This is a genomic window from Pseudarthrobacter xylosi, assembly GCF_055412765.1.
The window spans coordinates 252,204-276,654 of sequence record NZ_JBVAYT010000003.1; the positions used below are offsets into that span (position 1 = coordinate 252,204).

The window sequence follows — 24,451 nt, forward strand, 5'->3', positions numbered from 1 at the left end:
ACAGGAGCGAGGAAAATCCATGAGCAGCGAATCTGTCGCCGAAGCCGCAGCACCATCCACCACAGCGCCGTCCACCACAGGGGCTGCCAATGGCACCCAGCCGGTGGGAGCTGCCCGCCGCCGCGGACCTTTCCGCGAAGGGGAACGGGTCCAGCTGACCGACGAGCGCGGCCGCATGAACACCATCACCCTTGAAAGTGGCGGCGCCTTCCACACGCACCGGGGCTTCCTGAACCACGACGAGATCATCGGAAATGCTGATGGCTCAGTCGTTGTGAACAACGTCGGCCAGCAGTACCAGACTCTGCGCCCGCTCCTCTCGGATTTTGTCCTCTCCATGCCGCGTGGCGCCGCTGTGGTCTACCCGAAGGACGCCGGCCAGATCGTCACCATGGCCGATATTTTCCCCGGCGCCAGGGTTGTTGAAGCCGGCGTTGGCTCGGGCGCGCTGTCCATTTCGCTGCTCCGGGCCGTTGGCGACAACGGCTACCTGCACTCTTTCGAACGCCGTGAGGAATTTGCGGACATCGCCCGCGGGAACGTGGAAACGATCTTTGGCGGCCCGCACCCGGCGTGGAAGATTTCCCTCGGTGACTTCCAGGAGGAAGTGGTCCGCACCGAGGCGCCCGGGTCCGTGGACCGTGTGGTGCTGGACATGCTGGCACCCTGGGAATGCCTCGACGCAGTTGCCACCGTTCTCGCGCCAGGCGGCGTCTGGATCAACTACGTGGCCACGGTCACCCAGCTGTCCCGGACCGCGGAGGCCATCAGGGCTGACGGCCGCTTCACCGAACCCGATGCCTGGGAGTCCATGGTCCGCGGCTGGCACCTTGAGGGCCTGGCCGTACGTCCGGACCACCGCATGGTGGCCCACACTGGCTTCCTGCTGGTCACGCGCCGGCTTGCCGACGGCGTCACCGGCATCTCCGTCAAGCGCCGCCCCTCGAAGACCGGGTTCAACGAAGAAGACGTCAACGCCTGGACCCCGGGTGCAGTCGGCGAACGCCTGGTCTCCGACAAGAAGCTCCGCCGGGCCGCGCGGGACGCCATCGCCGGAACCAACGTCAAGGACGAACCGGAGATCACGAACTAGTCCACATTTCGGGAGTCTCCAGCAGTACCTGCCAACTTGGGGCTAAGGTCTAAAGAAGAAGAGCAGGAAGGGGCTGATGCACCATGGAGACGCCGAATCAGGACTCCGGACGTACACCGGCGGAGCAGTCCGCCGCCAACGAACTGTCGGCTGCGGACCGGCAGGCCAATGTCCTCCGCGACAAACTCAGGCACATTGACCGCCAGTTGGCCGCCGCCACGCAGAACAACGCCAAGCTGGTCAGCATGCTGGAAGCGGCCAAAGCCGAGATCCTGCGGCTGAAAAATGCCCTGGACCAGGAGGGCCAGCCCCCCTACAGCTTCGGTACAGTGCTCCAGCTCAACCCCAGGCGGCTGCCCTCGCCGGGCAGCAGCGGACAGGCTGCCACCGAAGAATCGGTGGATATTTTCAACGCCGGCCGGAAGATGCGGGTGGGCATCAGCCCCCTGGTCAACATCAACCAGCTGGCGGTGGGCCAGGAAGTCCTGCTCAACGAAGCACTGCTTATTGTTGCTGGCCTCGGCTACGAACGCGCTGGTGAACTCGCAACCCTGAAGGAAATGCTCGGAACGGACCGCGCGCTGGTGGTGGGGAGGGCCGATGAAGAGCGTGTCATCAGGCTGTCCGGAGCACTGCTTGCCGAAAAGCTCAGGGTGGGAGACGCCCTGTCCATCGATTCGCGTACCGGTTACGCTCTCGAAAAAGTGCCCCGCTCAGAGGTGGAAAACCTGGTCCTCGAAGAAGTCCCCGACATCACCTACGAGGATATCGGCGGCCTTGGTCCGCAGATCGAGCAGATCCGGGATGCTGTGGAGCTGCCCTTCCTGCACCCGGACCTTTACCGGGAGCATGGGCTGAAAGCCCCGAAGGGAATTCTCTTGTACGGCCCGCCAGGGTGCGGCAAGACCCTGATCGCGAAGGCTGTTGCCAACTCGCTTGCCGCCCGCGCGGCGGAGCGGTCCGGCAATGTGGACCTGAAGAGCTACTTCCTCAACATCAAGGGACCGGAGCTTCTGGACAAATACGTGGGCGAGACGGAGCGCCACATCCGGCTGATCTTCGCCCGGGCCCGCGAGAAGGCCTCGGACGGCAGCCCAGTGGTGGTTTTCTTTGATGAAATGGATTCGCTGTTCCGTACGCGCGGAACCGGGATCTCCTCTGACGTCGAAACCACCATCGTCCCGCAACTGTTGAGCGAGATAGACGGCGTGGAGCGGCTGGACAACGTCATTGTGATCGGTGCATCCAACCGCGAAGACATGATCGACCCCGCCATCCTCCGTCCCGGCCGGCTCGACGTAAAAGTGAAGATCCAGCGCCCCGACGCAGAGGCCGCGGCGGACATCTTCAACAAATACATCACCACGGACCTGCCGTTCCACGAGTCCGACCTCGCCGAACACAGTGGGGACGTCCAGGCGACGGTGGACGCCATGGTCCAGCGCACGGTTGAAGCCATGTACTCCACGGAGAAGTCCAACGAGTACCTGGAAGTCACCTACGCCAACGGCGATACGGAAATGCTCTACTTCAAGGACTTCAATTCAGGTGCTGTTGTCCAGAACGTCGTGGACCGGGCCAAGAAGTACGCCATCAAGGATCTCCTGACCCTGCACCAGAAGGGTCTTCGGATCGAGCACCTGCTGCGTGCCGTGGTGGATGAGTTCCGCGAGCACGAGGACATGCCCAACACCACGAACCCGGACGACTGGGCGAGGATCTCAGGCAAGAAGGGGGAGCGGATCACCTACATCCGCACCATCGTGCAGGGTAAGGCAGGCCAGGAGCCCGGCAAGTCCATCGAAACGATGCCGAACACGGGACAGTACCTATGACGGCTGCCGCGGACCGCGCCAGCGGGGGAGGGCTCCCGGCCGGCGGGGCCATGCGCGTTATGGGGGCGGAAACGGAATACGGCATCCACGCCCCGTCGGCGCCGGGCGCAAACGCCACCATGATGTCCGCCCGTGTTGTCCAGGCTTATGCGCAGGTGACGCGGCAAAGGGCAGCCGGAGGGGCGGAGACCCGGTGGGATTATACGGACGAGGAGCCCCTCCACGACGCCCGCGGCTGGACCCTGGAACGGGCCTCGGCCCACCCCAGCCAGCTGACGGACCAGCCGCCCGTCCTCGACGCGGAAGCCGTGGCGCTTGCCTACGGCCGCGAGGAATTGGAACTGGACGGCGACGACGAGTCCGGCAGCCTTCTGATGAACATGGTCCTGGGCAACGGAGCCCGCCTCTACGTGGATCATGCCCATCCGGAGTATTCCAGTGCCGAGGTGACCAACCCGCGCGATGCAGTGATCTGGGATGCGGCCGGGGACCTCGTAGCGCTGGCGGCCGTCCGTCGGCTGGCCGCCGATCCGGAGCTGCCCCCGGTCAACCTGTACAAAAACAACACGGACAACAAGTCCGTCTCCTACGGTTCCCACGAGAACTACCTCATGCCGCGCTCGGTGCCCTTCGGCGACATCGTGCGGGGACTAACACCGTTCTTCGTCACACGCCAGATCATGTGCGGCGCGGGTCGGGTGGGCCTGGGGCAGGACAGCTCCACGCCCGGTTACCAGATCAGCCAGCGGGCCGATTTCTTCGAGGCCGAAGTAGGCCTGGAAACCACCATCCGACGTCCCATCATCAACACCCGGGATGAGCCGCACGCCACCGCCGACAAGTACCGGCGCCTGCATGTGATCATCGGCGACGCCAACCTGAGCCAATCTTCCAACTATCTCAAGTTCGGCACCACGGCCATGGTCCTGAGCCTGATCGAGGCGGGATTGGCGCCCAAGGTGGAGGTCCACGAACCCGTCGCGGCCCTGCAGACGGTCAGCCACGATACGTCGCTGACAGCAAAACTCAGGCTGCTGGACGGGCGCCGCGTGACGGCCCTGGACCTGCAGTGGATTTACCACGAGGCGGCGGCAAAACTGGCTCAGGACACCGGCGTTTCCGATGCCGTGGACGGGGACGGCCATACGCATGACGTGCTGGAACGCTGGGCTGCCACGCTGACCCAGCTCGATTCCGACAGGAACGCGGCGGCCACCTCCGTGGAATGGCTGGCCAAACTGTCCCTCCTGGACGGCTACCGGAACCGCGACAACCTTTCCTGGGGCGACGCAAGGCTTGGCCTTGTGGACCTCCAGTGGGCAGACATCAGGCCAGAGAAGGGGCTGTATTACCGGTTTCTTGCCAGGAACCGCATGCAGCGGATCGTCGACGACGGTGCCATTGCCGCAGCGATGACCGAACCGCCGTCGGACACGCGTGCTTTCTTCCGCGGACGGTGCATCAGTAGCTTCGGCAAAGACGTGGTGGGGGCCAGCTGGGACTCGGTCATCTTCGATGTGCCGGGCTACGGCCGGCTCCAGCGCGTGCCAACCCGGGAACCCCTGCGCGGCACGAAGGCCCTCACGGGAGGGCTGTTTGCGCGCCACCGGACGGCAGGTCCGTTCCTCGCCGAACTTTTGGGGCAAAACACCGCTCCGCCTGCGGCGTAAACCACGCCGTCGGACGGACGGCGTGGCAATATGGGCGTATCAGCAGATCCACCCGGATCCGAGGATTTTAGAGGAGAGATCACCATGGCAGGCCAGGAGCAGCAGAAGCCACAATCACACGACAGCCAGGTCGAGGACGAGATCCCCGAGGCTCCTCCGGCGGCCCCGGAAGCCCAGGCATCGGCTGCCACCCAGGGCGTCGACGACCTCCTCGATGAGATCGACGGCGTCCTGGAGTCCAATGCCGAGGAATTCGTGCGCGCCTTCGTCCAAAAGGGCGGCCAGTAACCCGGAACCGGGTGGGTGGCGGAAGCCGCGTCCGGCCGGAATCTGTACCGACGTTGAGGGACCACGTACAAGGAGTGCATCAGTGCAGGAAACAACCGCCAACCAGGTAGCCGGCAACGCGACATCCTCATTCACCGAGCATCTACAGCGCGACCGGCCGGACCTGCTTCCGTACAACCGGGCCATGCCTGTTGCAGCTGGGGCGGCTCCTTTGCAGGTGCCCCATGCCACCACCATCGTGGCGATGAGTTATGGTGGCGGCGTCCTGATGGCCGGTGACCGGCGGGCCACCATGGGCAACATCATTGCCAGCCGGCATATCGAAAAGGTGTTCCCGGCCGACAGGTATTCGGTGCTGGGGATCGCCGGCACGGCAGGCATCGCGATTGACCTGACGAGGCTCTTCCAAGTGGAGTTGGAGCACTACGAAAAGATCGAGGGCACCCTGCTGAGCCTCGACGGCAAAGCCAACCGCCTTGGGGCAATGATCCGAGGGAACCTGCCGATGGCCCTGCAGGGACTCGCCGTTGTGCCGTTGTTTGCCGGCTTCGACACAACTGCCGGCGTGGGCCGGCTCTTCTCCTATGACGTCACCGGCGGCCGGTACGAGGAACGCGAGCATCACACTGTGGGCTCCGGTTCCGTGTTTGCCCGCGGCGCCCTGAAGAAGCTCTGGCGGCCCAACCTGGCCGAAGCCGAGGCCGTCTCCGTGGCGGTCGAGTCGCTTTACGACGCGGCCGACGACGACTCCGCTACCGGCGGTCCGGACCCCGTCCGCCAGTTGTGGCCGGTGGTGTACACCGTGAACAGGGATGGCGCACGGCGTATCCCCGAATCCGAGCTTGCCGCTGTGGCGGGCAGGATTATCGAAGCCCGGTCGGCCGAGCGGCGGGAGGCCTGAGATGACGCAGCAGTTTTATGTCTCGCCTGAACAACTGATGAAGGACCGTGCGGACTTCGCACGGAAAGGCATCGCCCGCGGCAGGTCCGTGGTGGTCATCAGCTGCCAGGACGGCATCGCCTTGGTCGCCGAAAACCCTTCGCCCTCACTCCACAAAATCGGCGAGATTTACGACAAAATCGCTTTTGCCGCCGTCGGCAAGTACAACGAATTCGAAAGCCTGCGCCAGGCCGGGGTGCGCTACGCGGATGTCCGTGGTTACTCGTACGACCGCGAGGATGTCACGGCGCGGGGGCTCGCCAGCGTCTACGCGCAAAGCCTCGGCGCTGTTTTCACCGCCGAACAGAAACCCTTTGAAGTGGAACTCGCGGTGGCCGAAGTTGGCCCCACGCCGGAACTGGACCACCTCTACCGGCTCACATTCGACGGGTCCATCGCTGACGAGCACGGCTTCATCGTTATGGGCGGCCAGGCGGAGCGTGTGTCTGCGGTCATCGCCGAAGGCTGGCGACCGTCCCTGAGGTTCGCTGGTGCTGTCCGCCTGGCTACGAGCGGCCTGTCCAGCAGCGCCGATCAGACCGCTGACCAGGCCGCTGACCAGGGCGAAGCGGGAGGAACCCTTCCCGCCAAGGCCGTGGAAGTTGCCGTCCTGGACAGGCAGTCGGAGACCTCCCGGGGTTTCCGCAGGGCCTTCCGGCGGCTCAACGATGCTGATATCACGGCGCTGCTTGCTGAGGAGGACTGAGATGGACAAGAGAATCTTCGGTATCGAGACCGAGTTCGGAATCTCGTATTCGAGCCCCGATTCGAGGCCGTTGGCCCCGGAAGAGGTGGCCCGCTACCTGTTCCGCAAGGTGGTCAGCTGGGGAAGGTCATCCAACGTGTTCCTGACCAACGGTTCCCGGCTGTACCTCGACGTCGGCTCACACCCTGAGTACGCCACGGCCGAATGCGACGACCTGGCACAGCTCATCGCGCACGACCGCGCTGGCGAGCTGATCCTGGACGACCTGGTTGACGAGGCACAGGCACGGCTGGCCGCGGAGGGTTTCAACGGCACGGTCTACCTTTTCAAGAACAACACCGATTCGGCCGGCAACTCCTACGGCAGCCATGAAAACTACCTGATCCCGCGCCGCGGCGAATTCTCCCGGCTCGCGGAGATCCTGATCCCCTTCCTGGTGACCCGCCAGCTGATCGCCGGGGCAGGAAAGATCCTGAAGACTCCGCACGGGGCCACGTATGCGTTCTCCCAACGGGCGGACCACATCTGGGAAGGCGTATCCTCCGCCACCACCCGCTCACGGCCCATCATCAACACCCGTGACGAACCGCACGCCGACGCCGAGTTCTTCCGCCGGCTCCATGTCATTGTGGGCGACTCCAACATGTCTGAAACCACGGCCTTGCTCAAGGTCGGAACCGTGGACCTCATCCTGCGCATGATCGAGGCGGGAGTGATCATGCGCGACATGAGGATGGAAAACCCCATCCGCAGCATCCGCGAGATTTCCCACGACCTCAGTGGAAGGGCACTGGTCCGCCTGGCCAACGGCCGCCAGCTCACAGCGCTGGAGATCCAGCAGGAGTACCTCACCAAGGTCACGGCCTTTGTTCAGGAGCACGGGGCCCACAATCCACACGTTCCGTTCATCCTTGATCTTTGGCAACGCACCTTGAACGCGATCGAAAGCGGTGACACCAGCACCATTGACACGGAAATCGACTGGGCCATCAAGAAAAAGCTGATGGACAACTACCGGCAGCGGCACGGCCTGGGGCTGGACGCACCCAGGATTGCCCAGCTGGATCTCACCTACCATGACATTTCCCGGAGCCGCGGGCTGTACTACATCCTGCAGTCCAGGGGTGCGGTTCGCCGGGTCGTGGACGACACCGTGATCAAAGACGCCGTGGACGTTCCGCCGCAATCCACCCGGGCCAAGCTGCGGGGCGATTTCGTCCGGCGCGCCCAGGAACTGGGCAGGGACTACACGGTTGACTGGGTGCACCTGAAACTCAACGACCGGGCGCACCAGACCATCCTGTGCAAGGATCCCTTCCGGAGCGTCGATGAGCGGGTGGACGCCCTTCTGGACTCTATGGGCTGACGTTCAGGTTCACGGGCTATCCTTGATAGGGCTGTTCCTTGGCCTTGAAGCGGTGCCGAGCGCCTGATTCCGGCACCGCGTCCACCCTGCCCCGACGAAAGTTCTCTTACGTGCGCCGACTCCTAGCAATCCTGATCCCCGGCCTGCTGCTGCTTACCGCTTGTGGCGGTTCACCCGCAGCACCGGAACCCACCAGCCAGTCTGCCGGTGACACTGCCAAGTTCGACTCCCTGAAACTGACGGACAACGGGGACAAGAAGGCTCCCGGTGTCGAGTTCTCCAAGCCCCTCGAGGTCACCGAACCCACCATCAAGGTGGTCACCGAAGGTGAGGGCGACCGGGTCAAAGAGAACCAGGTCGCAAATATCTCCATCCTCGCGCTCAGCGGTGCTGACGGATCCACGCTGGAGGACACTTTCCCCAGCGAGCCCGAACCGCTGCCGCTGAACGAGGAGCTCAAGACCCAGAGCCCGGTCATCTACAGCGCTTTTGTTGGCTCCAAGGTCGGCTCGAGCCTTGCCCTGGCCATCCCCGGCCAGGCCGCAACCGCCGAAGGCGCACCCGCCCAGCCAACGCAGCTTCTCCTGATCAAGGTGCTTTCCACCAAGGATGTCGCGCCGTCTGTTCCTCCGCTCGCAAAGCCCGAAGGCGAGACTGTCACCCCGCCGGCCGGCCTGCCGACCGTAAAGGATAACGACCAGGGCGTACCGGAGATCTCCGTTGACGGAATCGCTGCGCCCGCTGCACTCGTGTCCCAGGACCTGATCAAGGGCACCGGCGCTGCAGTCAAGGAAACGGACACGCTGACCGTCAACTATGTTGGCGTGAACCTCGTGGGCGGCACTAAATTTGATTCAAGCTTTGACCGCGGCGAGCCGGCCAGCTTCCCGTTGACCGGCGTGATTCCGGGCTGGACCCAGGGACTGGCGGGAAAGACGGTGGGCTCCCGGGTCCTCCTGGTGGTCCCCAAGGACCTCGCCTACGGTGATGCCGGCCAGGGCGAAGCCAAGGGTGACCTTGTCTTCGTTGTGGACATCCTCGGCGTCAAGTAACAGCAACACATCACCCACCCGAATAATAAAGGAGCAACCATGTCATTTGGTCAGCGCGATTTCGACCGCCAGAAGCCGGAAATTGACTTCCCGCAAGGCGATGTCCCCACCGAACTGGTCATCACCGACCTCATCGAGGGTGACGGTGCCGAGGCCAAAAAGGGCGACACCGTCTCCACCCACTACGTCGGCGTGGCCTGGTCCACCGGCGAAGAGTTTGACGCATCCTGGGGCCGCGGCGCCCCGCTGGACTTCCGCGTGGGCGTGGGCCAGGTCATCCAGGGCTGGGACCAGGGCCTGCTGGGTATGAAGGTGGGCGGCCGCCGTCGCCTGGAGATTCCTTCTGAACTGGCGTACGGCTCCCGCGGCGCCGGCGGAGCCATCGGCCCCAACGAAGCGCTGATCTTTGTGGTGGACCTCGTAGGCGTCCGCTGACCGAAGCATTGTAGGGCCGGAAGGCGCGGTAACAATCAGGGTTCTGTTTTCCTGTTGTTGCCGCGCTTTCTGCTTTCCGCGGAGGAGTTTAGTAACGTAGCCAGCGTGTCCGTCTCCCGTACTGAACGCCTGTTGAACCTCCTGATCGCCCTCCTGAACACCAAATACGGCCTGCGCCGTGCAGAGTTGCGGGCGAAGGTCTACCACGACACGTCCGGCAACGACGTGGCCTTCGGCAGGATGTTTGAGCGGGACAAGAATGACCTACGTCAGTTCGGCTTCGATGTGGAAACCGTGACGGACCACGGCTGGAGCGAAGATGACCCGGCCACCACCCGCTACCGCATCGGCAAGGAATCGAACCGGCTGCCCGATGTGCAGCTCAGCCCGGGGGAGTGGACCGTCCTCCTGCTGGCGTCGCAGCTGTGGGAGCGTGCCGCCCTGGGAACCGCCGCCGCCAACGCGCTCCGCAAGCTCCAGGCCTCCGGCACCCTGTCCGACGTTGAACTCCCCGTTGGCGTGCAGCCGCGGATCCGGCCGGCGGGCCAGGCCTTTGATGACGTGGTGGCGGCCATGCACGCCCAGCACCCCGTCAGCTTCCCTTACCTGGCAGGCACCACCGGTAAGGAAGAGCAACGGATGGTGGAGCCGTGGGGCCTCGGCAGCCGCTTTGGCCAGTGGTATCTGACCGGCTACGACCGCTCGCGCCAGGCACCGCGCCACTTCCGGCTCTCCCGGTTCACGGGCCCCGTCACGGTGTTGGAAAAGGAAACGTACTCGGCCCCGCCGAACTTCAATGTCCGCGCAGAACTGGACCGGCTTCCGGAACTCCCGCTCCGGACCGCCGTCGTGGATGTCCGGGAGGGCCGCCTCCTTGGCCTGCGCCGGCGCTCCACACCGGTTCCCGCCGGGAGTGAAGGAACGCCCGACGCCGGCTACGGACGGCTGGCGGTCAACTTCAGGGACGTTGAGGTACTGGCCGAGGAGCTAGCCTCCTATGGCCCTGACGCTGTGGCACATGCTCCCCAAGAGCTCGTTGCAGCTGTGCGGCACCGGCTGCGCAACGCGGCCGCCTTCTGTTCGGCTCCCAGCCCTGCCCATGTGTTTCCCGATGCACCGCGGGGCCGCGCCGTCCGCAAACGCACCTCAGAGGACCAGCTCAAGCGCATGCTGGCACTGGTTCCGTTCCTGGTCCACAACCAGGGCCTCCACATCCAGGATGTCGCGGCCCGCTTTGATGTCACACCCGGCGAGCTGGAAAGTGACCTGCGGATCCTCATCTGCTCCGGACTTCCCGAGGGATACCCGGACGACCTCCTGGACATCCACTGGGAAGAGGGCCACGTTTACATCACCCAGGACTTGGATCTCAAAAGGCCTGTCCGGTTTACCGTGGACGAGGCCTGTGCGCTGCTGACCGGGCTTGAGACGCTCAACGGGCTTCCGGAACTTGCCGAGGGCGGCGCATTGGAGTCCGTGACCCTCAAGCTGATGGCAGCGGCCGGGGAGGAAGGGCTCCGGGCAGGTTCGCTTGCCGGTCCGGAGGTTGGGCCCGCTGATTCGGCCGTCCTTGAGGTTGTCCGCGGGGCCATCCACGAGCGGTCGCAGCTGCGGCTCGTATACCTTTCAGCCCAACGCGACCAGGTTTCAGAACGTGACGTGGACCCGCTCCGCCTGTATTCCCTGGATAACACCTGGTACTTCGAGGCCTACTGCCATTCGGCCCAGGGGCTGCGGAACTTCAGGCTGGACAGGGTCCAGACGGTCCACCCGAACGGACATTCAGCGTCCACGCAGGTCCGGGCCGGGGAAGGCTTCCCGGCCAAGCTGTTCACCCCCAATGACGACGACACCACGGTCCTCGTGCAGCTCACCAGGCAGGGCGCCGGCCTGGCGGATGATTACTACGCCGAACGTGTGGCACCTCTTCCCGACGGCGGCCTCGTTGCCGAGATACGGTTCGGGAGCACTGCCTGGCTGCCCATGTTCGTGGCCCAGCACGGCGGGGCCGCCAAGATTCTCGAACCATCCGAGCTTGGGGCGGCGGCGCTGGATTGGATCGAGGCGGCCCTGGCCCGGTACGACGGCTAGACTCGTCAGCATGCCTTGGTGGTCCTGGATCCTGATCTGGATTGCGCTTATTGCGCTTTCCTTGCTCTTTTATGTCCTTCTGGGCATCCGGCTGTACCGCCAATTCATGAGGGTGATGAAGGACCTGGGTGCTGCCGGGGCTAAGGTGACACGCCTGGCACCGGAAGCGGCCACGGTAGATGACGGCTTACAGACTGCGGAATCGGTTCAGCCTGGTGCGGCTGTTTTTGCCTCACCGGCGCAGATGCGTCATGATTACGACGCGTCCAAGTCATCCCGCCGGGAGGACCGCCGCCAGAGGCGCATCCAGCGGAGGCGCGACCGGGGCCAGCCCCAGTCACTTCGCGATCTCAATCTCAGTTAGACGTAGGATGTTGCAAGAGGAAAGGATTTCCCGTGGGAAGACTCTTTGATGGCCCGTGGCCAATTGTTATTATCATCGTCGTTGCGCTGCTGCTTTTCGCCGCGCCCAAACTCCCTGCCATGGCGCGCAGCCTTGGCCAGTCCATGCGGATCATCAAATCCGAGGTCAAGGAGATGAAGAACGACGGCAAAACCGACTCCACCGACACAGCTTCCGGCCCGGTGGAAGGCAAGATCGTTAACCACCCGCCGGCGAAGCCCGGTGAGCCGACCGACGGCACTGACGTTCCGCCGTCGACCCGCGCTTAACCCGAAGTGGCACTGACGCGGGGCCGTAAGTCCAACCCTGAGGGTCGGATGGCTCTTTGGGACCACCTCAAGGAGCTCAAGAACCGGCTGATCAAATCGGCAATAGCTGTCCTGCTCGCTGGTGTGGGTGGCTGGTTTCTTTACGACCCTGTTGTCACCAACCTGTCGGACCCGCTGATTTCCATTGCCCGGGACACTGGGCGCACTGCCGTCCTGAACTTTGCGACCATCGCAGATCCTTTTGCGTTCAAGATCCAGATTGCCATCCAGATAGGGCTGGTGATCTCCAGTCCTGTCTGGATCTATCAGGTGTGGGCTTTCATCACGCCGGGGCTGACCAAGAAGGAACGCGGCTACACGCTCGGATTTATGGCGGCCGCTGTGCCACTGTTCCTGGCTGGGGTTTTTGTCGCCTGGCTCGTGTTTCCCACCGTAGTCAGGGCGCTGTTGCAGTTCACACCCGCGACCGGCGCCAACAACATCTCGGCCACCGACTACCTGACGTTCGCCACCCAGATGTTGCTTATCCTTGGGATCTCCTTCCTGGTCCCCGTGATCCTGGTCGGCATCAATATGGCGGGCGTGGTCAGGGGCAGGACCATCCTCAAGGCCTGGCGGATAATCGTCTTCCTGGTCTTTGTACTGGCCGCCCTTGCCGCACCAGGCACGGACGCGCTGTCCATGTTCCTGCTTGCTGCGCCGCTGTTGATTCTATTTTTCGCGGCGATCGGGCTCTGCATCTTCAACGACAAGCGCCGTGACAAGCGCGTGGCGAAACAGGCTGCGGAGACGGATGCGACAGCCGACATCGCGACGCCCGGCAACGAACTGAAGAACCTGTAGCGCGCGGCGCACTAGGCTTGAGGCATGTCCTCTAACTCCGGGCCACTCTCGCCCTCTGAAAGCTACCGGGCCAGCACGGAACGCACCGCCGAAGCGGGCACCTACCTCGGCGGGTTTGTCCGCACCCTTGATTTTGAACTTGACGAATTCCAGCGCCTCGCCTGCCGCTCCCTCCAGGAGGGCAAAGGAGTCCTGGTCGCGGCACCCACCGGCGCCGGCAAAACCATCGTGGGCGAATTTGCCATCTATCTGGCATTGGAACGAAACCTTAAGGCTTTCTACACCACGCCGATCAAGGCACTGAGCAATCAGAAGTTCAGCGAGCTTTCCGAAAAGTACGGTGCGGAAAACGTCGGCCTCCTGACCGGGGACACGAGCATTAATGGCGACGCTCCCGTGGTGGTCATGACCACGGAAGTCCTCCGGAACATGCTCTACGCAGACTCCGAAACCCTGGACGACCTCGGCTTTGTGGTTATGGACGAAGTCCACTACCTCGCGGACCGCTTCCGTGGTGCCGTGTGGGAGGAAGTCATCATCCACCTCCCCAGTGAAGTCCAGGTGGCTTCACTCAGTGCCACAGTCTCCAACGCAGAAGAATTCGGCGCCTGGCTGGATACTGTGCGCGGCGACACCGACATCATCGTTTCCGAACACCGGCCGGTTCCCCTCTGGCAGCACGTCATGGTGGGCCACGACATCGTGGACCTGTTCGCCGGTGAAACCACCTTCGACGAGATCGCCCCGCCCGCGGACGCTGAAACCGGAGTTCCGATACCGGTCCAGGAACGGCTCACCGCAGCCACCAAAGACGCCGATGGCCACGGGTTCGAGGTCAATCCGGACCTGCTCAGGATGGCCCGCACCGAAGGCCAGCAAAGTTTTGCCGGCCGCTTTGGCCACGGCGGCCGGAGCCAGCGCCGGCAGCACCGGCAACGAACAGAGGAGCGCCCCCGGCAGGGCGCCCAGCCCGGCGCTGTCCGGAAGGCCAGCCGGCCCCAGGTCATCGCGAGCCTGGACAGGCAGGACCTCCTTCCTGCCATTACGTTCATTTTCTCGCGGGCAGGCTGCGACGCCGCCGTTGCCCAGTGTGTATCTTCCGGGCTCTGGCTGACCACGGAGAAAGAGCAGCAGATTATTGCCCAGCGCGTTGACGAGGCCGGGCAGGACATCCCGTCCGATGACCTGGACGTCCTCGGATTCTGGACGTGGCGGGACGGCCTGCTCCGTGGTTTCGCGGCCCATCATGCCGGCATGCTTCCCACTTTCAAGGAAGTAGTGGAGAAGCTTTTCGTTGAGGGCCTGGTCAAGGCTGTGTTCGCCACCGAAACCCTGGCACTGGGCGTCAACATGCCCGCCCGCTCCGTAGTCCTGGAAAAGCTCGACAAGTTCAATGGCGAAGCCCATGTGGACATCACGGCGGGGGAGTACACGCAGCTGACCGGCCGCGCGGGCCGCCGCGGCATCGATGTCGAAGGCCATGCGGTTGTCCTCTGGCAGCCGGGCACAGACCCTGCCGCCGTTGCCGGCCTGGCCTCGCGGCGTACCTACCCGCTGAACTCAAGCTTCCGGCCGACGTACAACATGAGCATCAACTTGTTGGCACAGTTTGGCCGTGCCCGTGCGCGGGAAATCCTTGAATCCTCCTTCGCGCAGTTCCAGGCGGACCGGTCCGTTGTGGGACTTGCCAAGCAGGTGCGCAGCCGCGAGGAGTCCCTCGCCGGATACGCCAAGTCCATGAACTGCCACCTCGGAGACTTCGCCGAATATGCCCGGTTGCGCCGTGAACTGTCCGACGCCGAGAATGTCACCTCCCGCAGCAAGTCCCGGGCCCACAAGTCCCTGAATGAAGACTCGCTGGCGCGGCTGATGCCCGGCGACGTGGTTGACGTGCCGGGAGGGCGGGCTCCCGGGCCAGCGATTGTGCTGAGCTCGGACCACAGCGGCAGGGAACCACGGCCCGCCATCCTCACGCTTGACAACCAGCTCAGGCGAATCGGCACCGAGGACCTAGAGGGCCCCATCGCGCCCCTGACGCGGATCCGGATCCCGAAGTCGTTCAACGCAAAGGTTCCCAAATCACGGCGCGACCTCGCATCGTCGGCCCGTAATGCGCTGCGGGAGAACCGCCCGCCGGCACCCGGCCGCAGCACCGACTTTGGCCTGGGATCCGTATTGCCCCATCAGGAGAAACGCATCACGGAGCTTCGCAGGGCCCTCCGCGCCCACCCCTGCCACGGCTGCAGTGAGCGTGAAGACCACGCGCGCTGGTCCGAGCGGTGGTGGAAGCTGCGCCGGGAGACGGACGCCCTGGTGCGGCAGATCCAGGGCCGGACCAACACCATTGCCAAAACATTCGATCGTGTCTGCGACGTCCTTTCCGCCTACGGCTACCTGGAAGCGGGAGCTGACGGTCGGCTGGCCATCAGCCCGGACGGCCAGCGGCTCCGACGGATCTATGGCGAGAAGGACCTGCTGATTTCGCAAGCACTGCGGCTGGGCGCACTGAACGACCTGGACGCCGTCGAAGTAGCAACCCTGGCCAGCGTCCTGGTCTACCAGGCAAAACGCGAGGACAGAGGCCTCCGCCCGCGGATGCCCAGCGTCTCCCTTGAATCGTCCGTGGATGTGGTGATCCGGGAATGGTCGGCCCTGGAAGACGTGGAAGAGGCCAACAAGCTGCCGCTGACTGCTGAACCCGAGCTGGGTCTCGTCTGGCCCATGTACAAATGGGCCAAGGGACGGCACCTGCAGGAAGTGCTCAACGGCACCGATCTGGCGGCCGGCGATTTTGTCCGCTGGGTCAAACAGGTCATCGACCTCCTGGACCAGCTCGCCAAGATTCCCGGCCTGGATCCGCGCGTGTCCAGGCTTTGCGCAGAAGCAATTTCGCTCATCCGCCGCGGCGTCGTAGCGTACTCCTCCGTACTTTGATGAACCCGCCCTGACGCACCGGCACCCCGACTTCTTTCCCCTAGCCCCAGGAGCTTCGCCCGCATGACCACTGAACGTTCCACCACGCACGCACCGCACGAGCGGAAGGTGGTCCTCTACCGCAACGGCTCGGTCTACACAGCAGCGGACCCCTTCGCCACCGCCATGCTGGTTGACGGCGACACCATTGCCTGGGTCGGCTCCGAGCAGGCTGCCTCCTCCATTGCCGACAGCTCCATGGAAATCATCGACCTCCATGGGGCCCTTGTCGCCCCGGGGTTTGTGGACTCGCACGTCCACCTCACCGAAACCGGCATCGCACTGGGTTCCCTCCAGCTGGGCGGGATCCGCTCCGCCCGGCAATTACTCGATGCCGTGGCCGCAGCCAAGGGCGACGGCCCCCTGCTGGGTCATGGCTGGGATGAATCCACGTGGGAGGACCCTGCCCTGCCGGCGGCCGAGGAAATTGAACGGGCGGCGGGCGGCAGGTCAGTGTTCCTGGCCAGGGTGGATGCGCATTCGGCGCTGGTCTCATCCTCCCTGGCTGCCGCCGCCGGGCTTGGCGGCCTCGACGGCTACACCACAGGTTCACAAGTGAAGCGGGCCGCCCACACGGCGGCCCGCCAGGAAGCACGACGGCTCCCGGAGGCCAGCCTCCTGGAGTACCAGCGGCGTGCCCTGACCGAAGCTGCCGAAAACGGTTACGTGGCATTGGCGGAGATGGCCGCACCGCATATCGGCGGAGTTTCCGACCTCCGCCTGGCCGCCACATGGAACACAGCCTCCGGCGCTGCCATGCCGGAAATCCTGCCGTACTGGGGCGAACTGGCCACCTCGGAGGAGCAGGCCCAGACGCTGCTGGACTCCCTGGGGGTATCTGTGCGCGGCCTTGCAGGCGACCTGAACATTGACGGTTCCATCGGCTCCAGGACAGCGGCCCTGAGGGCCGGCTACAGCGACTCGGCGGGGGAGCGGGGCAACCTGTACGTCTCGGCCGAGCAGGCCGGCGCCCACCTGGCGGCCTGCTCGCTGCTGGGCATTCAGGGCGGCTTCCACGTCATCGGCGACGCGGGACTTGACGCCGCGCTGGAGGCGCTGGAACTCGCGGCCGCCGAAGTCGGGGAGCAGCGGGTCCGTGCCGCCGGCCACCGCTTCGAGCATGTAGAACTGGCCGACGCGGACGCCGTACAACAGCTTGCCCGCTACGCCGTCAGCGTCAGCGCCCAGCCAGGCTTCGACGCTGCCTGGGGAAGCGACGGCGGGATGTATGCGCAGCGCCTGGGGAGCCGGAGCCGGTCCATGAACCCGTTTGCCTCGTTCTACGCTGCCGGTGTCCCTATCAGCTTCGGCAGCGACAGCCCGGTGACACCGCTCCGCCCGTGGGCCAGCGTCCGGGCCTGCCTGGAACACCACAACCACGCTGAACGGATCTCGGCTCGGGCAGCATTCCTTGGTCACACCCGGGCGGGGTGGCGGGCAGCTAAGTACCACAATCCTATGGCCGGGCAACTGGTTCCCGGCGCACCAGCAAGTTTCGCCGTCTGGGAGGTTGAGGAGCTCATGGTCCAGGTGGCGGACGGACGTGTCCAGTCCTGGAGCACGGATCCGCGGGCCCGCACGCCTCTTCTCCCTGCCCTGGACACCGGCGCGGACCCGGTGTGCCTGCAGACGGTGAAGGACGGCGCGGAGCTGTTTTCCAGTCCGGCACTGCGGTCCTGACCGCACACTCCGGCCAAGGCCCCAATAAACCGCCCTATAATAGGTAGTTGCGCCTGACCGCCAGCTGTTACGCTGCCGTTCAGCCGCTCCGACCGCTCCCGTCCAGGAAGGCCCTTTGTGCGCGTCCTCACCATCATTCCTACTTACAACGAGCTGGAATCGCTGCCCAAGACTCTTCAACGCCTGCGTGCAGCCGTACCGGCCTCCGACGTTCTTGTGGTGGACGACAACAGCCCGGACGGCACCGGGCAGCTTGCGGACGGCTTTGCCGCCGAGGATTCACAGGTTCACGTCCTGCACCGCACAGGCAAGGCAGGCCTGGGAGCCGCCTACATCGCCGGGTTCAAATGGGGGCTTGAGGCCGGCTACGACGTTCTGGTGGAAATGGATGCGGACGGCTCACACCAGCCCGAACAGCTTCCCCAGCTGCTGGAAGCCGTTGAACAGGGAGCGGACCTTGCCATGGGATCCCGCTGGGTTCCCGGTGGCAGCGTGGTCAATTGGCCGCTGTACCGGCAGGCGATTTCACGCGTTGGCAGCACCTACGCCCGTCTGATGCTGGGCCTGACGATCAAGGACGTCACCGGCGGCTACCGCGCCTTCCGGCGAACCACGCTAAAAAAATTGAACCTCGACCTAGTCGATTCAGTGGGCTACGGCTTCCAGGTTGACCTGGCGTGGCGTGTAGCCAAGCTGGGCCTCCGGATCGAGGAACGCCCCATCACTTTCGTGGAGCGCGAGCTCGGAGCCTCAAAGATGAGCGGCAACATTGTTGTTGAGGCCATGATCAACGTCACCAGGTGGGGCCTGCAGGCACGCTGGAACAAGCTCACAGGTAAGAAGGATCCGGAACAGGGCTGACCTGCACCGCCCTTGGGACAAAGGATAAGGGCCGGCCCGGCAACGTGATCACGTTGCCGGGCCGGCCCTTTCTCAATCATTCAGCTCGCGTCAAACATGACGCTGTGACCTCCGTGGGCCGCTGGGTCAGGCAGTGCGCCGTTCGCCACGGCGTTCGCGCAGGATGGTCAGCCGGTCCTCGAGGATCTGCTCCAGTTCCGGAAGGGAACGGCGCTCCAGGAGCATGTCCCAGTGGGTTCGAACAGCCTTTTCATTGCTGGTGTCCGGACGTTCGCCGTCAACGAGGAGCGCTTCCTTGCCGGTCTTTGAAACCCACACAGGAGGAATTTCAGCCTCTGAAGAGAACGTCACGAAGACCTGCTCGCCGTCCTCGCACCGGTATTCGACACGCTGGCGCGGAGCCGGCTCAACGCCGGACTCGGTCTCCATGCTCTGCGCGCCAAGGCGCATACCCCGCAGGCTGCGATCGCTCATGTTTTCTCCCTCTGGTCGGTTCGCGGAGCAGGACTCCACGCAAGCCGGTGCGGCATAACCGCCCCGGACTACTGTGTGCACTGTGCTGCATCATATGATTCAACGCATTGCGAAGCATTCTTGTTCCAGCGGATCTGGTCCCACCGGACAAATACTCAATTATACCGGCGTGGGGCCAAGCCGCAAAACGGGAGGGGACCCGCGACGAATCGCGGATCCCCTCCCGGCCTGCGTGAAGCCGTCCGGATCAGGACCCAGGCTGTCTGGCGGGTTCCTCGTCGAACAGCCCGCTGCCGCCGGCGCCAGGGTCAGGATTGGTTCCGCCAAGTGCCTGGCCGATGCCCTTGAGTGCCTCACCAATTTCGCTGGGAATGATCCAGAGCTTGTTCGATGAGCCTTCGGCGATCTTCGGAAGCGTCTGGAGGTACTGGTAGGCCAACAGCTTCTGGTCGGGGTTGCCCTTGTGGATGGCATCGAAGACCTTCTGGATGGCCTGTGCCTCACCGTCTGCACGGAGGATGGCTGCCTTGGCGTCGCCCTCGGCCGCAAGGATCGATGCTTGCCGCTGGCCCTCGGCCGTGAGGATGGCGGACTGCTTGGTGCCTTCGGCGGTGAGGATCGCAGCGCGGCGGTCGCGCTCGGCCCGCATCTGCTTCTCCATCGAGTCCTGGATGGAGTGGGGCGGGTCGATGGCCTTGAGTTCCACGCGCGAGACGCGGATGCCCCAGCGGCCGGTTGCCTCGTCCAGTACGCCGCGCAGCTGGCCGTTGATCTGGTCGCGGGACGTGAGCGCCTCTTCCAGGTTCAGGCCGCCCACGACGTTGCGCAGGGTGGTAGTGGTGAGCTGTTCGACGGCCTGGATGTAGTTGGCAATTTCATACGTGGCGGCGCGCGGGTCAGTGACCTGGAAGTACACCACGGTGTCGATGGACACCACCAGGTTGTCTTCGGTGATGACCGGCTGCGGTGGAAAGGACACCACCTGCTCCCTCAGGTCCAGGAGCGGCAGGAGCCGGTCCACAAACGGGATCAGGATGGTGAGTCCCGGGTTGAGGGTCCGCTGGTATTTGCCGAGCCGTTCAACGACACCGGCCCTCGCCTGCGGGATGATCCGCACTGAGCGGACCAAGACAATAATCACGAACACGATCAGGACCACCAGCACAATGGCCAAGGCGGCTCCTCCAGCGTTATCCATACGACTCCTATTCCCCAATTGTTAGGCTGTACTCAGGACTGTGTGGACTGCTCCGGCGGTGCGGAGACAACTGCTGTGGCGCCGTCGATGGCGGAGACCACTGCTTTCTGGCCGGCAGGCAGGACGCCGCCGGAGGACCTGGCACTCCAGACATCGCCCCCGATCTTGACGAGGCCGCCGGTGGAGCTGACTGATTCCATCACAAGGGCCTGCTCGCCGATGAGCCGGTCTATGTTGGTGCGCTGGTCGGCGGGTCCCTTTTTCAGGTGGCTTAGTGCAACCGGGCGGACAAAGGCGATCATCAGCAGTGAGACGACGCAGAACACCACGATCTGCAGCCACAGGTCAGCGCCGGCGAAATCTGCGACGAGCGCCGCAAGTGTTCCGCCGCCGAGCATAATGAAGAACAGGTCAAGGGTGATCATTTCGATCACTGCGAACGCGAGGAAGGCTGTGAGCCACAGGGCCCACCAGTTTTCGCCGAGCCATTCAAACATTCCGTCCCCCTTGACCTTCCGGTAGCTGTCTATTTATCCTAGTCCGCTGCAAAGCAGGACGGCAGGTTGTGTGCAGGGCAGCGATTGAACGTGTTCAAGTCGTTACTGTGCCGCCGGTGCGAGGCGGAAGACGCTGATCCGGAACCGTGCCTCCACCTGCGGGGACACCTCGCCACCGCCGATCTTGGCGGCAATGGCTGTGCGGTCCAGATGGTGCCCGGCCGGACCCATAAAGGCCAGGTCAGCCAGCTCGCTGGGCGTCAGCATCAGCCGGACATCCAGGTCCCGGGTGGACTCGGCGACGAAGTGCGGCGAGAGGGATTCTGCCAGCCGCGCGTCCTTGTCGTCCTCGATGGACAGCATCCCTGCCTGGACGGCGATAGCGGCCAGGTGCCCTGCGCGCGGCGTCACCACCACCAGGCGCCCGCCAGGGCGGAGGACCCTGGCAAATTCGGCGGCATTGCGCGGAGCGAAGATCACCGTAATGGCGTCGACGGCGGCGTCGGCCACCGGAAGCGGCTGCCACACATCGCAGGCGAGGCTGATGGCCTCGGGGTTGAGGCGCGCGGCGCGCCGAAGTGCAAACTTGGAGATGTCGAGCGCGACGGCGGTGCAACTGTCCGTAGTCCGCTGCACCTCATCCAGCACCACCCTGAGATAGTGGCCTGTCCCCGTGCCCGAGTCCAGGACTGTGAATGGTTCGCCGGGGGATATCCCGGGCACGACGGCGGCGGCGACGGCGTCCGCCAGGGGACGGTAGTGCCCGCCGTCGAGGAACGCGTAGCGGGCCGCCACCATCTCGGCGGTGTCGGCTTCGAAGACTGTCCCCTTACCCACCAGCAGGTTGAAGTAGCCCTGCTTCGCCGCATCGAAGCTGTGCCCGGATCCGCAGACCAGGGCCTTGTGGGCTGCGACAGCAGCACCGTCCTGGGCATTCAGTGCTGCGCCGCACAGCGGGCAGCGCAGCGGAGGGCGGGGGCTTGATGGCATACGGACCATCTTAGGCGGGGCGCGGTCCAGGGTGGCGGCCGCGCCAGCTTTCAGTGGGTGTTCGCCTGGGGGAAAGCTGCACGTTAGGCTCACGTGGGTGAAGCCAGAACACCTCCCGCTGCTCAATTCCGTCTCCGCGCCGGCCGTTCACCCGGACGGCAGCCGTGCTGTTGTGTCGGTTACCAGGCCGGATTTCAACACTGATTCCTACGTGGGGCAGCTGTGGAACGTCCCGCTGAACCAGGAACAGCTGCCGCGGCGAATTACCCGGGGCTTTCGGGACACCGCTCCTGCCTTCTCTCCTGACGGGCTGGTCCTCGCCTTCCTCCGGAGGGGCGGACCGTCGTCGAAAGCGCAGCTCGTTGTGGTGGCGGCCGGCGGCGGGGAACCCCAGGTCATAACCGACAGGCTGCTCGGAGTGGAGTCCTTCGCGTGGTCTCCGGATTCGCTTCGGATAGTCTTCAGCTCCCGCGAACCCGACGCCGGGCGTTACGGCAGCAGCGAGGCCCTCACCGCGGAGGCGGAGGAACCACGGCTGATCTCCTCGTACCAGTACAGGCTGAACGGCGTGGGCTACACGCGCGACAAGCCACAGCAGCTGTTCATCGTGGATGTCCCGGAACTTGGCGGCGAGCCGCAGACGGCCCCGGCTGCTACCTCGCTGCCGGAAACCCGGCAGTTGACGTCGCTCGCCACGGACGCCACCTGCGGGGTTTTCAGTGCGGACGGATCAGCCGTCTACTTTGTGGCGGCACCGCCGGAGAACGACGACGACTTGGCCACCTTGATTTTCAAGGTGCCGATCGCCGGCGGCGACCCTGTCCCGGTGGATCAGGGAGCAGCCGCACCTCAGAGCGTCACGGACGTACGGAATTCCCGGGACGGCAAATGGCTGTTCTATATTGCCCGGGACCTGGGGAGCTCGGGCCGGGACTTTGTGGCACGCAACGCGGTGTTGTTCTGTGTGGCGGCTGACGGCGGCGTGCCGGTTGCGCTGACTGACCCTGATCTGATGGACGTGGCAGCCCCGGGTGCCCGGATTGAGCTCCGCGGCCCGGACCGGGCCCTGGTACTGAACGTTGCGCAGGGCACTGTTGAGCTCCTCGAGCTGGGGGCGACGGGCGGGCATGCCCTGCTGGTGCACGGTGACAAGGTGGTGACGGGGGCTGCCTGGGCGGGGGGTTCGCTGCTCGTTGTATTCAGCGATCCGTCCACCCATGGGGATGTTGCAGTGCTCGACGACGGGCAGTTACGGCTGCTGACAGACTTTTCTTCCATCCTGCGGACGCAGACGGACATTGTGGTTCCACAGGAAGTGACGGTTGAAGCGTCCGATGGGTATCCCGTTCATGGCTGGCTGGTGGGGCCCTCAGGAAAGGGGCCGCATCCGGTTCTCTTGAACATCCATGGTGGGCCCTTCGCCCAGTTCACGGTCGCCCTGTTCGACGAAGCCCAGGTCTACGCGGCTGCCGGGTACGCCGTGTTGATGTGCAACCCACGCGGCTCTGCAGGCTACGGCCGGGAACACGGGCTGGCCATCAAGGGCCGCTTTGGCACCGATGACATGGAGGATGTCGTTGCGTTCCTGGACGGCGCCCTGGCCAAATTTCCGGCGTTGGACGCCGACCGGCTGGGCATCATGGGCGGCTCGTACGGCGGATACCTGACCGCCTGGACCATAGCGCACCACCACAGGTTCAAGGGTGCCATTGTGGAGCGCGGATTCCTGGACCCGGTCAGCTTCGAGGGATCGGCCGACACTGGCTGGTACTTCGGCAGCGAATATCTCGGCAGCTCAACCGTCGAGGTCGCCGCGCAAAGCCCTCTCGAACACGTCGGCAACGTGCAGACTCCGACTCTGGTCATCCATAGCGAAAACGATCTGAGGTGTCCGCTGGAGCAGGGCCAGCGGTACTTCACAGCACTGAAGCGGCGCGGTGTGGAAGCCCAGCTGCTGATATTCCCGGGTGAGGACCATGAACTTTCCCGCTCAGGCAGGCCACAGCACCGGCGCCAGAGATTCGAGCACATCCTGCGCTGGTGGGGCCGGCTCCTCCCGACCGAAGCAAATCCGGCAACCATACCGCTGGAGTGACGCGGCGAGGCACGGGCGTTTCAGGGATTCCCGGGCAGGAATCCCAAGGCCGCACGGGCCTTTCCGATCCCCGGTTCCGCCCAGTTGGCGGCGTACTCCGCGTTGGAGCTCAGGGACCTCAACTCGGCCCGGTCAACGTACAGGGTGCCACGGAGATGGTCGGTTTCGTGCTGCACAATTCTCGCCTGCCACCCCTCGAATTCCCGTTCCGACGCCAGGCCTGCGGGGGATTCGAACCGGAGCAACACCCGTTCAGGCCTGACAACCACTGCCTGCAGCCCGCTCAGCGAGAGGCACCCCTCGAAGAACGCGGCGGTTTCCGTTCCTACGGCCGTGTAGCGCGGGTTGATGATGGTGAGGAACTCCAGCGGGCTACGGTGCCGCAGTGCCGCGGCCTCCGGGTCGACGTCGTACTGGTCCTCAAGGACTGCCAGCTGCAGTGGGATTCCGAGTTGCGGGGCGGCCAGCCCCACGCCAGGGGCGTCGTGCATTACTTCTCGCATGAGGGCTATCAACTGGTCCAGCTCGCCGGCGCTGATCTGGCCGTCGAAGGCCGCGGCCCGCTGGCGGAGTATGGGATTCCCGGCCTGGACGATGGGCGGCAGCGATCCCGCGGACAGGATTTCCTGTACCCGTTCCCTCAGGTGCGCAGGAGTGAATGAAGTGGGCGGTGATACGGCGGTCATGCGGAA

22 protein-coding genes are annotated in these 24,451 nt (G+C 64.5%); 17 read left to right on the forward strand and 5 right to left on the reverse strand.

What is annotated here, in order from left to right; all coding sequences use genetic code 11:
* The first annotated feature begins 19 nt into the window (after window positions 1-19).
* The 16 genes from ACZY1F_RS08710 to ACZY1F_RS08785 all read left to right on the forward strand — a co-directional run bounded on the left by ACZY1F_RS08710 (window position 20) and on the right by ACZY1F_RS08785 (window position 18,505).
* On the forward strand, window positions 20-1,093 hold the full coding sequence (locus tag ACZY1F_RS08710; RefSeq protein ID WP_463941346.1) for a tRNA (adenine-N1)-methyltransferase: 1,074 nt from the start codon (window positions 20-22) through the stop codon (window positions 1,091-1,093).
* An 83-nt stretch (window positions 1,094-1,176) separates the two neighbouring features.
* Window positions 1,177-2,928: a proteasome ATPase gene (gene arc / locus ACZY1F_RS08715; protein ID WP_463941347.1), complete on the forward strand. Its 1,752-nt coding sequence runs from the start codon at window positions 1,177-1,179 to the stop codon at window positions 2,926-2,928.
* Complete coding sequence (dop, locus tag ACZY1F_RS08720; RefSeq protein ID WP_463941348.1) at window positions 2,925-4,598, forward strand: depupylase/deamidase Dop; 1,674 nt, start codon at window positions 2,925-2,927, stop codon at window positions 4,596-4,598. Before arc ends, dop begins: the two co-directional genes overlap by 4 nt.
* A gap of 84 nt (window positions 4,599-4,682) precedes the next feature.
* Complete coding sequence (locus tag ACZY1F_RS08725) at window positions 4,683-4,886, forward strand: ubiquitin-like protein Pup (RefSeq protein ID WP_056339984.1); 204 nt, start codon at window positions 4,683-4,685, stop codon at window positions 4,884-4,886.
* Window positions 4,887-4,968: 82 nt separating this feature from the next.
* On the forward strand, window positions 4,969-5,787 hold the full coding sequence (gene prcB / locus ACZY1F_RS08730) for a proteasome subunit beta (RefSeq protein WP_463941349.1): 819 nt from the start codon (window positions 4,969-4,971) through the stop codon (window positions 5,785-5,787).
* A gap of 1 nt (window position 5,788) precedes the next feature.
* Window positions 5,789-6,532 (forward strand): proteasome subunit alpha, encoded by a 744-nt coding sequence (prcA, locus tag ACZY1F_RS08735; RefSeq protein WP_463941350.1) that lies wholly within the window; start codon window positions 5,789-5,791, stop codon window positions 6,530-6,532.
* Between the two features lies 1 nt (window position 6,533).
* A complete protein-coding gene (gene pafA, locus ACZY1F_RS08740; RefSeq protein WP_463941351.1) occupies window positions 6,534-7,898 on the forward strand; it encodes a Pup--protein ligase in 1,365 nt (454 codons plus the stop codon).
* Between the two features lie 110 nt (window positions 7,899-8,008).
* Window positions 8,009-8,950 (forward strand): FKBP-type peptidyl-prolyl cis-trans isomerase, encoded by a 942-nt coding sequence (locus ACZY1F_RS08745; RefSeq protein ID WP_463941352.1) that lies wholly within the window; start codon window positions 8,009-8,011, stop codon window positions 8,948-8,950.
* A gap of 39 nt (window positions 8,951-8,989) precedes the next feature.
* Window positions 8,990-9,385, forward strand: coding sequence for an FKBP-type peptidyl-prolyl cis-trans isomerase (locus ACZY1F_RS08750; protein WP_056340002.1), 396 nt, complete (start codon window positions 8,990-8,992; stop codon window positions 9,383-9,385).
* A gap of 105 nt (window positions 9,386-9,490) precedes the next feature.
* Window positions 9,491-11,476, forward strand: coding sequence for a helix-turn-helix transcriptional regulator (locus tag ACZY1F_RS08755; RefSeq protein WP_463941353.1), 1,986 nt, complete (start codon window positions 9,491-9,493; stop codon window positions 11,474-11,476).
* A gap of 10 nt (window positions 11,477-11,486) precedes the next feature.
* A complete protein-coding gene (locus ACZY1F_RS08760) occupies window positions 11,487-11,840 on the forward strand; it encodes a hypothetical protein (RefSeq protein WP_463941354.1) in 354 nt (117 codons plus the stop codon).
* Window positions 11,841-11,872: 32 nt separating this feature from the next.
* Window positions 11,873-12,148, forward strand: coding sequence for a Sec-independent protein translocase subunit TatA (gene tatA / locus ACZY1F_RS08765; RefSeq protein ID WP_056340008.1), 276 nt, complete (start codon window positions 11,873-11,875; stop codon window positions 12,146-12,148).
* A 48-nt stretch (window positions 12,149-12,196) separates the two neighbouring features.
* Window positions 12,197-12,991 (forward strand): twin-arginine translocase subunit TatC, encoded by a 795-nt coding sequence (gene tatC, locus ACZY1F_RS08770; RefSeq protein ID WP_463914383.1) that lies wholly within the window; start codon window positions 12,197-12,199, stop codon window positions 12,989-12,991.
* 24 nt (window positions 12,992-13,015) lie between these two features.
* Window positions 13,016-15,925: a DEAD/DEAH box helicase gene (locus ACZY1F_RS08775; protein WP_463941355.1), complete on the forward strand. Its 2,910-nt coding sequence runs from the start codon at window positions 13,016-13,018 to the stop codon at window positions 15,923-15,925.
* A 63-nt stretch (window positions 15,926-15,988) separates the two neighbouring features.
* Window positions 15,989-17,644, forward strand: coding sequence for an amidohydrolase (locus ACZY1F_RS08780; RefSeq protein WP_463941356.1), 1,656 nt, complete (start codon window positions 15,989-15,991; stop codon window positions 17,642-17,644).
* Between the two features lie 117 nt (window positions 17,645-17,761).
* Complete coding sequence (locus ACZY1F_RS08785; RefSeq protein WP_463941357.1) at window positions 17,762-18,505, forward strand: polyprenol monophosphomannose synthase; 744 nt, start codon at window positions 17,762-17,764, stop codon at window positions 18,503-18,505.
* 126 nt (window positions 18,506-18,631) lie between these two features.
* Here ACZY1F_RS08785 and ACZY1F_RS08790 read toward each other — a convergent pair whose 3' ends face one another.
* From ACZY1F_RS08790 to ACZY1F_RS08805, 4 genes are all read right to left on the reverse strand, one after another.
* On the reverse strand, window positions 18,632-18,979 hold the full coding sequence (locus ACZY1F_RS08790; protein ID WP_056627246.1) for an RNA polymerase-binding protein RbpA: 348 nt from the start codon (window positions 18,977-18,979) through the stop codon (window positions 18,632-18,634).
* A 247-nt stretch (window positions 18,980-19,226) separates the two neighbouring features.
* On the reverse strand, window positions 19,227-20,177 hold the full coding sequence (locus ACZY1F_RS08795; protein ID WP_463941358.1) for an SPFH domain-containing protein: 951 nt from the start codon (window positions 20,175-20,177) through the stop codon (window positions 19,227-19,229).
* 32 nt (window positions 20,178-20,209) lie between these two features.
* Window positions 20,210-20,674, reverse strand: a complete 465-nt coding sequence (locus ACZY1F_RS08800; RefSeq protein ID WP_463914393.1) for an NfeD family protein — start codon at window positions 20,672-20,674, stop codon at window positions 20,210-20,212.
* Window positions 20,675-20,776: 102 nt separating this feature from the next.
* Complete coding sequence (locus ACZY1F_RS08805) at window positions 20,777-21,664, reverse strand: putative RNA methyltransferase (protein WP_463941359.1); 888 nt, start codon at window positions 21,662-21,664, stop codon at window positions 20,777-20,779.
* A gap of 97 nt (window positions 21,665-21,761) precedes the next feature.
* Here ACZY1F_RS08805 and ACZY1F_RS08810 point away from each other — a divergent pair, with 97 nt between their 5' ends.
* On the forward strand, window positions 21,762-23,759 hold the full coding sequence (locus ACZY1F_RS08810; RefSeq protein ID WP_463941360.1) for a S9 family peptidase: 1,998 nt from the start codon (window positions 21,762-21,764) through the stop codon (window positions 23,757-23,759).
* A gap of 20 nt (window positions 23,760-23,779) precedes the next feature.
* Here the strand turns inward: ACZY1F_RS08810 and ACZY1F_RS08815 are convergent, their stop codons facing one another.
* The gene (locus ACZY1F_RS08815; protein ID WP_463941361.1) at window positions 23,780-24,445 is read right to left on the reverse strand and encodes a peptide deformylase; all 666 of its coding nucleotides are present in this window, start codon (window positions 24,443-24,445) and stop codon (window positions 23,780-23,782) included.
* Window positions 24,446-24,451: the final 6 nt, after the last annotated feature.